The sequence below is a fragment of the Nonomuraea sp. KM88 genome, from assembly GCF_052245635.1.
Classification (GTDB): domain Bacteria; phylum Actinomycetota; class Actinomycetes; order Streptosporangiales; family Streptosporangiaceae; genus Nonomuraea.
This window is the reverse complement of sequence record NZ_JBQQCC010000056.1, coordinates 1-2886: the sequence shown is the minus strand read 5'-3', so window position 1 is coordinate 2886 and position 2886 is coordinate 1. Positions and strand designations below refer to the sequence as shown.

At 66.5% G+C, this 2886-nt stretch carries 3 protein-coding genes; all 3 read left to right on the top strand.

Going from position 1 to position 2886, the window contains the following annotated elements:
• The first annotated feature begins 571 nt into the window (after positions 1 to 571).
• Genes ACTWPV_RS49590 through ACTWPV_RS49580 form a run of 3 tightly spaced genes read left to right on the top strand, consistent with a single transcriptional unit; the run spans position 572 to position 2714 of the window.
• Positions 572 to 1591 carry a hypothetical protein gene (locus ACTWPV_RS49590; protein ID WP_443157213.1) on the top strand — a complete coding sequence of 340 codons (1020 nt, stop codon included), beginning with the start codon at positions 572 to 574 and terminating at the stop codon, positions 1589 to 1591.
• Positions 1588 to 2226: a tyrosine-type recombinase/integrase gene (locus ACTWPV_RS49585; RefSeq protein ID WP_443157212.1), complete on the top strand. Its 639-nt coding sequence runs from the start codon at positions 1588 to 1590 to the stop codon at positions 2224 to 2226. Before ACTWPV_RS49590 ends, ACTWPV_RS49585 begins: the two co-directional genes overlap by 4 nt.
• Positions 2223 to 2714 (top strand): hypothetical protein, encoded by a 492-nt coding sequence (locus tag ACTWPV_RS49580; protein WP_443157211.1) that lies wholly within the window; start codon positions 2223 to 2225, stop codon positions 2712 to 2714. The genes ACTWPV_RS49585 and ACTWPV_RS49580 overlap by 4 nt, the downstream gene beginning before the upstream one ends.
• Positions 2715 to 2886: the final 172 nt, after the last annotated feature.

Below are 2886 nucleotides of genomic sequence, written 5' to 3'. Positions count from 1 at the left end.
CTGGCCATCGGCTTGGCACGCCTGCTCGGCTGGACCAACATCGCCGCTGCCACCGACCACTACCGCAGCCACCCAACCGACGGCCTTCAACTACTCGGTCTCACGACATGAGAACGCTTCAGCCCTGATCCAGGCCCAGCGGATCGCCACTCTCCACGCGGCCTTCCTGGCCCATCCCGACCGGTTCCGCGGTCGACGCCCCTACCCGCCGGCACTACCGGCCAAGGTGTGGATCAACCAGCCACCCACCACGCTGCAGAACGACACTCCACCACAAACCACCAAGTAGTCTGACGTCTCATCCGGTTTGACAGGTTCCGCTCCAAGGCGGCCCAGACTCGGACGCTCTATCGCACCACCCTGATCCTGGCCGCGAAAGGCGGCACGATCAGCGACATCGCCCCCGGTGACGTCCTGGAACTGCTGGAGCACGAGGCGCATGCCCACGGCACCAGCGTCGGTGCCACCAGCCTGTTCTATCGGCTCTTGAAGACCATGGGGGGTATTCGACGACCAGGCTCCACCGACCCTGCGCGAGCTCCGCACCGCCGGACAGCGCACCCCTGAGGAGATGGTCGACCGCTACGAGATCACCTGCGGGCCCGTTCGCGACCTACTCATCGACTACCTGCGCGAACGCCAACCCGCTCTGGACTACAACAGCCTGGAGTCACTGGCCGGCTATCTGGTCGGCACGTTCTGGTCCGACATCAAACGCCACCACCCCGAGATCACCAGCCTCCACCTGCCCGCCCAGGTCGCTGACGCATGGAAGCAGCGGCTGCGGACCTACACCAAGACCATCCAGACCCCTGATGGCAGCAAGGCCGCCACCGAGATCCGCAGGATCAACTACCGCGAATGCCTCACGCCGGTCCGGGCGTTCTACCTCGACCTGGCTCATTGGGCGGTCGAGGACCCGGCCCGCTGGGGACCGTGGGTCGTGCCCTGCCCGGTCGGCGCCGAGGAGATCAACCGCCGCAAAGACAAACGCCAGCGCAAGTCCCGCATGGACGCCCGCACCCGCGAACGTCTTCCCGTCCTGCCGACCCTGGCCCGCACCGCCGACCAACGGCGCAAGGGCGCCGCTGCCCTGCTCGACGCCGCCCGCAGCACCGAGCCCGGAGCGTCCTTCACTGCCTCCGGCCAGACGCTGATCCGCGTTCAGCCGTCCCGTTCGGCCTCCACCAAGATCTGGGCTGAAGAGCCCGGCACCGGCCAGCGCCGTGACCTCGGGCGCGAGGAAGAGCGAGCGTTCTGGGGATGGGCAGCCATCGAGGTGCTGCGCGCCACCGGCATCCGCGTTGAGGAGCTGACCGAACTCTCTCACCACAGCCTGGTGCAATACCGGCTCCCCACCACCGGGGAACTCGTCCCACTCCTGCAGATCGCCCCCTCCAAGACCGACGCCGAACGGCTCCTGGTCCCAGCCCCGAACTCGCCGACGTCCTCTCAACGATCATCCAGCGCATCCGCGACCAAGCTGGCTCGATCCCGCTCGTTGCACGCTATGACCAGCTCGAACGCGTCTGGTCCGATCCCGCACCGCTGCTCTTCCAACGGCACTACGGGCATGAGCACCGGGCCATGAGTACGCACTCCATCCGCGACTTGCTCGACGCCGCCCTTACCCACACTGGTCTCATCGACCCGACCACCGGCGGGCCGCTCCGCTTCACCCCGCACGACTTTCGGCGCCTGTTCATCACCGATGCCGTCCTCTCCGGCCTCCCACCGCACATCGCCCAGGTCATCGCCGGCCACCAGGACATCAACGTCACGATGGGCTACAAGGCCGTCTATCCCGACGAGGCAATCCAAGCCCACCTGGCCTTCCTGGCCCGCCGCCGAGCCCTGCGCCCCACCGAGGAATATCGGTCCCCGACCGATGAGGAATGGACCGAGTTCCTTGGCCACTTCGAACGCCGCAAGGTCTCCATCGGCACCTGCGGACGCGCCTTCTCCACCCCCTGCATCCACGAACACGCATGCGTTCGCTGCCCCATGCTCTGGCCCGACCCCGCCCAGCGAGACCGCCTGATCGAGATCCGCGACAACCTCCTCGCCCGCATCACCGAAGCCCAACGCGAAGGCTGGCTCGGCGAAGTCGAAGGACTCCAGGTCAGCCTCGCTGGCGCCCAGGACAAACTCGCTCAGGTCGACCGACGTTCCTCCGGACGCCTGGCGGTCAACCTCGGGATGCCTCGAACACCGGACGCCCCATGAGCCTGGGCCGGCTGGCGGAGCGGCCACGACGCTGGAAAAATCCGCGCATGCTCGCATCTGACTGGCTCAACACAGACGACCGTTTCACCCCCGGCGCGGAGCTCTTCCGCTCCGACCGCGACTTCACCGTCTGGGCCTACACGATCAGCCACAGCCAGCTGCTGCTGCGCACACGAACACCCACCCTGAACAGCACTCGCAGCACCCGCATCGACATCGTCTTCAAACCCGTCCGGGCCATGAAGGTCAGGATCGAGTACAGCGGCCTGGTCATCCGCTGCGCCACCGAGGCCGAAACCGCCCTGATCAGAGCAGAGAACACCGGTCTCCACGATGGCGTCCACTGCCTCATCTTGGAGACGGGCCTCGACCAGGACTACGTCATCGCCCATGCCGTTGGCTGGGAAGAGGACACCGAAACCGACCGCGACCCCAGCAAACTCGCAGGATTCGCCCCAGGCAGCGACCCCAACCGCATCCTCAAATAGGAGCTGGTCGACCACCTCCGAACGCCAAGATCAAAGTTCAGAGAATACGGCTTTCGGCCCGACTGGTGCGAGGCGAACGATCCGGAGTCGAAGGGGATCGTGGAGAACCTGGTCGGCTACGCCAAGCGGGACCTGGTCGTTCCGCAGGCGCCGTTCGAGGACCTGACGGTGG